At 61.4% G+C, this 8344-nt stretch carries 5 protein-coding genes; 2 read left to right on the top strand and 3 right to left on the bottom strand.

The genetic code is table 11. The features are described 5' to 3' along the window. Both HMPREF2791_RS03875 and HMPREF2791_RS03870 read right to left on the bottom strand, forming a co-directional pair. The coding region (locus HMPREF2791_RS03875; protein ID WP_210400152.1) for an Ig domain-containing protein at positions 1-2389 on the bottom strand (2389 nt) is incomplete at its 3' end. A gap of 837 nt (positions 2390-3226) precedes the next feature. Beyond that, positions 3227-4516, bottom strand: coding sequence for an adenylosuccinate synthase (locus HMPREF2791_RS03870; RefSeq protein WP_070844447.1), 1290 nt, complete (start codon positions 4514-4516; stop codon positions 3227-3229). Positions 4517-4568: 52 nt separating this feature from the next. On the opposite strand from HMPREF2791_RS03870, the gene HMPREF2791_RS03865 reads away from it, so the two are divergent. Then, entirely contained in the window at positions 4569-5363 is a 795-nt protein-coding gene (locus HMPREF2791_RS03865; protein ID WP_070844446.1) for a hypothetical protein, read from the top strand. Between the two features lie 327 nt (positions 5364-5690). Further along, a complete protein-coding gene (locus tag HMPREF2791_RS03860) occupies positions 5691-6569 on the top strand; it encodes a PRC and DUF2382 domain-containing protein (RefSeq protein ID WP_070844444.1) in 879 nt (292 codons plus the stop codon). Positions 6570-6919: 350 nt separating this feature from the next. Here HMPREF2791_RS03860 and HMPREF2791_RS03855 read toward each other — a convergent pair whose 3' ends face one another. Continuing rightward, on the bottom strand, positions 6920-8092 hold the full coding sequence (locus HMPREF2791_RS03855; protein ID WP_070844443.1) for an FUSC family protein: 1173 nt from the start codon (positions 8090-8092) through the stop codon (positions 6920-6922). Between the last annotated feature and the right edge of the window lie 252 nt (positions 8093-8344).

Below are 8344 nucleotides of genomic sequence, written 5' to 3'. Positions count from 1 at the left end.
CAGGCTCGAACTCATCGTTCTGCGCCGCCGACTTAATGTTCAGCGGCACAACATCGATGTGTCCAGGAGTCTCGTTGCCGTCCTGATCCACCAACGTGTAGGTCACGGTAACGTTTGGATTCTCCTCAGAAGCCGCAGCTTCAGCCGTTGGAGTACCGGTGATCTTGCCGCCCTCGAACTGCAAACCTTCCGGAAGTCCCTCAACCGTGATGGAGTCTTTCTTCAGCTCGAAGCCCTGCGGCAGAACATCGAAGCCTTCCGGCTTGACATCCTGGGAATACTCCTCACCAACGACGCCATCAGCAAGCGGAGTGTCCGTCACCACAATCTTGGTAACGACCTCTTCCTTACGAGGCTCAGTCACCGTCTGCTTCGTGACCTTTTCAACACGATCTTCCTCAGGCGCATCCGGATTCTCGTACACCGGATTGCCCTCAGCGTCGATTTCCGGAACCCACTTTTCGACCTCAACATCAACCGTGCGGGTTACGGTTACCTCAGTGGTACCAGCCTCGGTCGGGGTACCCGTGATTTCGCCCGTCTTCGGATCAATCTTCAGACCCGCAGGCAGACCCTCAGCAGCGTACTCCGGCTCGGCACCCTCAACGACGTTGTTCGGCAGATCATTGAACAGTGGCGCAACCTCATCAGCCGAGTACTCGTCATACTTCGAACCCAACGGCAACTGCTCCGGCACCACAGCGGTAAAAGAGTCTGCCATCTCCCAACGATCAGACGGCTCACCAGACGCCGGATCAACATTAACCACAGCTGCTGTAAAGACCGTGGTCTCCTTCAGATCCTCAGGCGCCTGGAAATCACACGACGGCAGCACACCCTTGTCATCACTCTTGACGATGCACATTGCATCCTCAAGCTCTTCCTGCGTACCGTCCTCGGTCGTGGCGTACCAACGAATCGCATAATCCGTGTTCGGCACCAATCCAGCAGTCTTCGTGGTCACCTTCGAACCCGCACGGCCCTTATTGTCATACGAGTTGTACTCCGGAATATCAAAAATCGGCTGCGCATTAATCAACGGGAAGCGAATATTGCCCATGTTGTTACTCGTCCCCGAGCTACCCAAGTCCTCGATGTTCTGGAACATGTTCATCGGGAACGACGACAGCTTCACATCGCGACCCTCGATACGAGGGTAGACGTACATGTAATCGGTGTTGACGTGGCGTACGTCCCGCAACGACGCCCCGTTGAACGTGCTCAGGCTGTCATTCTTGTAGTCATCAGCGACCTTGCCCCACTCGTCCTCACTGACAACCTTGTTCGCACCGAGGTTCGATCGCTTCCAGGAGTAGCCCTTCGTCCCCTTGAACGGAAGGTAGAAGGAACCATCAGCCTTCGACGGCGCAACAACCGTTTCTGCAATGTGGGAACCTTCACCGTGCTCACCCTGGTACGCATCAATGATGCGTTTTTGGTTCTCACGTTCCTGCTCAACTGTGTAGCCCGGGTTAGCGTCCTTCCACGCCTCAATCTCACGCACAACTTCATCGTTGAGGTAAGACGCAACAATCTCTACGCCACCAGCGGCACGGTCACCCTGATTGACGTTGTAGGCGTACTGGCTCGGCAGCGAGCCAGCGTTTTCACCAGACTCCCACCAAATACGCGTACCGCCATCGATCGCACCGTGACGGCCGTAGTCCGGGAACTGACCATCAACGGTCGGTTCGCCGGTCTCACCGTCGAGAGCTCGGGTCCAATCCTCTTCCGGCTTGGCCAACCAACCAACGTGGTTCGGCTTCTCCTCCAGCACAAAACGACCGTTGGTAATACGCGAACCCGCCGGACCAACCGTAAAGTTCCACGACTCCTGAACACGATCCAAACGCTTGGTGTAACGGCCAGACTGCATATCGCCAGCCATAACCACCGAGTACTTCGATTCATCCGGGTTCTCGCCCCAGACACGGACCTTAAAGTCGCTATCACCGGCCAGATACCAGCGCGGTGCACCAATCGGGTCCGTCACACTCTCCGATAGATCAAACGAGAAGCGCCCCTCGGAATCTGTCAACGTGTAAAACGTCGGCGAAACCTCGCCGTTCTTATTTACATACTGTAAGTAGATGACATTGCCCTTCAGCGGCTCATTACTCTCCGCCAGATCATCCGCACGGCCCTGCTTATTGATGTAGGCATAGCCGTGGTAGCCGTAGTAGTCACGCCAGCCACCCTTGGTGTAGATCGCGTTTGGCACCAACTCATTTTTCCCCCGCGCGTCGGCAGGAGCGTCAGCAGCAGCCACTGCAGCAGGCGCTTCTTGCGCAAACGCCACCGGCTGCGCCAAAGGCACAACCAAAGCCAACGACAACGCGGCAGCGGCAACCGAAGTGCCGCGGCGACGAGCGATGTAGTTCTTCTTCATACAAGTCCCTTTCGAGGAATCTCTGAAACAACAGAACGCTGAGCCCGTGACATTTGTACAGCTAGCCAATTGTCTATAAGGGCCAACATAGACAAGCGTACGGATGCCCCAAGGCGTCTGCAATGCCCCTTTGATGAACATCTACCCCCCCACAAAACGGCGCTAAACTTTGACTAATTAGACATATGGCGTTTACCACCTGCACAGACAGCTCAGAGGAGCTTACGAAATGCACGACACGTCGATCACAACTAATGTCCGAGCGGCGCCGTTCTTAACAACACCCTGAGCAACCCAAAAACGCATACTTCATCGCCCCCGAAAGAAAGATGAGAGGGCACGATCAGCGGAGTCGCAGCTAGGAACTTTAGACCACAAAACTTCCTGCTAAGTTGCTGTGCAGCCACAAGCTCCGAAGCTCCAATCGACGGACCAAAACGAGACGGTTCTTAATTTCAGGTAAGAATGTGACGCAAGTTTTCGTTTATCACCCTTATGGGGGTGGCCGGCGAGGCGTCGATAGGCAGAAGCCTCCACACTCCCTCGTGCGGGAAATCTTTGCCTAGGCGTTGCCGGAAGACCCCGTGAGCTCGAGGTCCTGTACGGAGCCGCTCGCACCCGTTCCGTACTAGCCCGGCCGCCTATTGATGGCGTCGATCTGGAAAGCGACTTCTGAGGCGAACAAGCCCAGACGCTGCTGGACAGTGGTGTTCGTCTCTTGGATGCGCGCATCCACCTGCACACTGATTCAATCGTCTCCCCACCGAAGGGAGTGGAAAGGCCGAAGGGACGTCACAAAGCGCGACGCCGCTTAGCCCCCGAAACCCCAGGAAACCACTACCGCTGCATCACATCGTGACGCACGATGGTCTGGTCGCGGCCCGGGCCGACGCCGATGTAGGAGATCGGCGCGCCGGAGAGCTCCTCAAGGCGAAGCACATAGTCCTGCGCCTTCTGCGGCAGGTCTTCAAACTCCCGGCACTCCGTAATGTCCTCGTCCCAGGCCGGCATGGTCTCGTAGATCGGCTCGGCGTGGTGGAAGTCAGTCTGCGTCAGCGGCATTTCGTCGAAGCGCTTGCCGTCCACGTCGTAGGCCACGCAGATGGGGATCTCGCCGATGCCGGTGAGCACGTCCAGCTTGGTCAAGAACAAGTCGGTGAAGCCGTTGACGCGGGAGGCGTAGCGCGCGATCACGCTGTCGTACCAGCCAGTGCGGCGCACGCGCCCGGTGTTCACGCCCACCTCGCCGCCGGTGACCTGAAGGAACTCTCCCCACTTATCAAACAGTTCCGTCGGGAACGGGCCGGCGCCCACGCGGGTGGTGTACGCCTTCACAATGCCCAGCACCCCGGTGATGCGAGTCGGGCCGATGCCGGAGCCCACACACGCGCCGCCGGCGGTGGGGTTGGACGACGTGACAAACGGGTAGGTGCCGTGGTCCACATCCAGCATCGTGGCCTGGCCGCCCTCCATGAGGACGTGCTCGCCGCGGTCCAGGGCGTCGTTAAGCACACGCTCCGCATCCACCACCATGGGCGCGAGACGCTCGGCGTAGCGGCCGAAGTAGTCCATGGTCTCCTCCACGGAGATCGCGCGGCGGTTGTACATCTTCACCAGCATCTGGTTCTTCACGTCCAGCGCAGACTCGATCTTCTGGCGCAAGATGGACTCGTCAAAGATGTCCTGCACGCGCAAGCCCACGCGCGCGACCTTGTCGGCGTAGGTGGGGCCGATGCCGCGGCCAGTGGTCCCGATGGCGCGTTTGCCCAGGAAGCGCTCCTGCACGCGGTCCAGCTGCTGGTGGTACGGCGCCACCAGGTGCGCGTTGGCGGAGACCTTCAGGCGGGACGCGTTGGCGCCGCGGGCCTCGAGCCCGTCGATCTCCTCGAAAAGGGCCTCCAGGTTCACCACCACGCCGTTGCCCAGGATCGGGGTGGCGTTTTCGCTGAGCACTCCAGCCGGAAGCAGCTTCAGCTCGTACTTCTCCCCGCCCACCACAACGGTGTGGCCCGCGTTGTTGCCGCCGTTGGGTTTAACCACGTAATCGACCTTGCCGCCGAGGATGTCGGTTGCCTTGCCTTTGCCCTCGTCGCCCCACTGGGCGCCCACAATGATGATGGCGGACATCGCACACTCCTTATATATGGCGCAATAACGGCCATATTGTAGCGTGAGCGCCATGCGGCTCATCTACTGCGCGTGCGGCGACGCGCCCGTCATCCCCGGCGCCCAGCGCTTCGACCTTCCGCAGCACCCCAGCCAGCGGGACCTGAAGTTTCTGGCGGAGATCGCACGCGAGGTGTTGCCGGAAGACCCCACCCCGTCTCTGGACGAGATCCAGGCCAGCCCCAACGTGTCCCACCTCGGCGAGCCGGCGTTTGCGCCGCAGCGCCCCGCAGAAGCAGTGCGCGTGATTGTCTCCGGCGACGACCGCGCGCTCGGCCTCGTGCTCACCCGCCTCATGCGGGCGGATGTGATGTGGGTGGAGGTCGGGTACGTGCCCGTGGATACACATTCGCCTGCGGCACTCGTGTGGGGCGCAGGCGATGTAGCACTCGCGGTTGAGGGCGCGGTGCGGCCGATGCCCTGCGTGCGCACGGACTTCGGCGAGACGGTTGCGGGGTCCGCGGAGCTCTACACCGGCGACGGGTCGGCGCCGTACGTCGGCGAAATTGTCGTGGATTCGGAGGTGCTCGTCAGCGGCGACGAGTACGGCGCACGGCTCGTGCCCACCGTGGACGCGCCCGGGCTGGTCGCGGTCCCCTTCACCAGCCCGCTTGTGCCCACGCGTCGCTTCCTCCGGCGGCTTCCCGTCCGCCGCACCGACTCCTCCCGGGTGCTCGCGGGCCGCGCGCTGCAATCAGGAGGCGAGGAAATCGCCGTGCTTATTGACGGCATTCTGCGCCCCCGACCCGTCTCCCGGGTCACCTTCTACCGCCATTTACGCGACATCCAGAGCGTGCGAGAGCCCTAAATTCCCAAACGTGATTTATCTCACAGTGGGAATTTTGTGGCGTTTGGTTAGCGTTTCGTTACCTCGCCGGTATTTGAAAGTGTTGTAGGTTTTTTCGTTTTCGGTGCCGTCGATAGGCAAATGTCCACGTCACAGCCACATTCAAGGGGCTACCTGAAACCGGGGGGTTTGTCGCTCGAACTTTTGTTCAGGGGGCCAATTTTGGACGACCGTCCAGACGCGGGGGCGGGGCCTTCCCTACATTCGGATTTGTTCCCGCAAGGACCGCTTCAGACGGAAACTGCGGAGCAAGACAAATTTACTAGCCGAAATCTTTAAGGAGAAATCATGGCTGACTTCAACCGCATCGAGGATCTGGCAAACGCTACCGCTTTCGACGTCGACGGCGACAAGGTTGGCGGCGTCAAGGACGTTTACGTCAACGACACCACCGGCCAGCCGGACTTCGTTTCCGTCAACCACGGCCTCTTCGGTGGCGGCGACTCCATCGTCCCGCTGCGCGGCCACACCCTGCGTGATGGCGAGCTGCACCTCGCATTCCCGAAGGAGCGCATCGAGGACGCACCGGATCTGGACGAGAACGGCCACCTCACCACCGAGGACCAGGATGCCTTCTACCGCCACTACGGCCTGGAGAACACCCAGGACGTGACCACCTACGAGACCGGTAACCGCTTCGCAGAGACCGGCGCTGCTGGTGCTGGCGCAGCCGGTGCCGCAGGTGCTGGCTACGCGGCTGGCGAGCGCAACGTCGAGACCGACGTTGACACCGAGCGTCGCGACGTTGTCGACGCTGACCGCCGCGAGGTCGCTGACAACGACGAGATCATCCGCTCCGAGGAGCAGCTGAACGTCTCCAAGGACCGCGTCGAGACCGGCGAGGTTCGCCTGCGCAAGTACGTTGTCAACGAGACCGAGACCGTTGAGGTTCCGGTTGAGCGCGAAGAGGTCCGCGTTGTCCGCGAGCCGATCACCGACGCTGACCGCGCTAACTACGACTCCAACATCGGCGAGCAGGAAGCTTCCGTCACCCTCTCCGAGGAGCGCGTGAACGTTTCCAAGGAGTCCGTCCCGGTGGAGAAGGTTTCCCTGGAGAAGGACACCGTCCGCGACACCGAGACCGTCTCCGAGGAAGTCCGCAAGGAGCGCTTCGAGACCGACGGCGTTGTCGAGGGCGACGTCGAGGGCGACATCAACAAGCGCTAAACACTGAGCGCTAGACGCCTCTAACCCCGGCTGGGTTTTCCTCCCAGCCGGGGTTTTCGCTGTGCGGGGCAGGGAAGTCCCCTGCCATAGCCGCCGACACCAGCCGCCAGCTCCACCCCGCCAGCTCCGCCTGGGCCGCTCCGCACCCCCCAAACCGCGGATCCAGCTACTAAGACCCAGCTATTCGGCTCCTGGGGGCGATTAGCTGGACCCTGCTAGCTGGAAACGCGGAAAACGAGGCGGCACGGCACGGGGCGGGGCGCGGCCGGCGGCAGAGCGCAGGGCACGGGGGCAGGCCAGAACGGGTGCGGGGCATCAAAGCACCGCGAGGGCCGCGAGCGCCAGGCGCGCTAGTCGAAGTCGAACGTTTCCGGCTCCACCTTCGGCGTCTTCGAGGTGGGTGCGAGGGCCGCGAGCGCCGACTCGTGGGACATGCCGCACACCATCAGCAGGTCCACGATCAGCGAGCGAGTCTGCGCCAGAATCGCATAGGCGGACAGCACGCCGTCCTCCGGGATAACGTCCATACCCGCCTCCTGCGCGGCCTGGCGCAGTTCGTTGACGCACTGCGGGATGACGGTGGCTTGGGCGACGCGTGAATTGACGTCGTAGACCTCGGAAAGCTCCAGACACACCTGGGAAAGGGTGTCCAGGAGTTGGATTTGGGCGGGGGTGGCGGAATCGTTGTCGTCGGCAAGCACACGCGCCCGGCGTGCAAGCACTCGCGCCGTACGCACCGCATTATCGACGGGCGGGATCACGCGGGCGAGCGAGTTAATGTAGCGGCGCGTACCCCACAAAAAAGGCGAGACACGCGACGTTTCCTGCCCGGCCTTCACCGCAGAGGCGAGGTCATCGATACCGGTCTGGGAACCGCGGATGAGCTCGAGCGCCTCGTCGATGACGTCGGGGTTGTTGTCGCGCAGGCCGTCCGAGACATCGTCGAGCACCGACGACATAATTCCCAGCACCTTCGACACCTCGGCGCGGGCCGACTGCATCGGCGCCTGCGGGATCAGCGCAATGGTGGCCATCGCGACCAGACAGCCGATGATCGCGTCCACCGTGCGGTCCAGGCCAGTGACCTCCGCGCCCGGCGGCATGATTGTGGCGATCAGGATCGCGCCGATCGCGGCCTGGTTGTTCACAAGGACTGAGCTAGAGAAGAACGACGCGATCAGCAGTGAACCGGCGACGATGACCGCGATCTGCCAGCCACCGTCGCCGAGCCGGTAGAAGATGAGGTCTCCAACCAGGACACCGAGAATGCAGCCAACAGCCATATCCACGGACTTAGAAACACGGTCTCCGCCCGTCATGCCGATAATGATCACCGTCGAGATCGGGGCGAAAAACGGGCGCGGGTGGCCGGCGACGTCACGGGCCAAGAAGTACGCGAGGCCGGCCGCTAAACCGATCTGCAGGATCGGGAGCAGACGCTTGCGCACACGTTTCAGGCGCGCCTGCAACGATTTGTCCACCAGCTGGAGACGCTCGCGCGTACTCATCCTCTGCTTCGCCATGGTTAGACAGTCTAGGTTGGAAGGCTACGGGCGGGCGCGAGAACGGTCGAGGCCTAAACGAAACGTGCAAAAGTCGACATCCTGGACGGGTGTTCAGGTTTATTCTTGCGGGCCAGGAGGCTATAAGACCTCACGCATGCAAACTTTTGCAAACACGGGCCTGCGGCCTGGGGCGGGTGTGGCGCAGGAAACTGTTGGGGCTGGTGTGGTTCCCGCTAGGGAGGGGTGGCTCGCACCAGGGGGTGGCTCGCA

The sequence above is a fragment of the Corynebacterium sp. HMSC034A01 genome (assembly GCF_001838175.1).
GTDB lineage: Bacteria > Actinomycetota > Actinomycetes > Mycobacteriales > Mycobacteriaceae > Corynebacterium.
The sequence above is the reverse complement of the archived record's forward strand: the minus strand, read 5'-3'. Positions and strand labels throughout refer to the sequence as shown.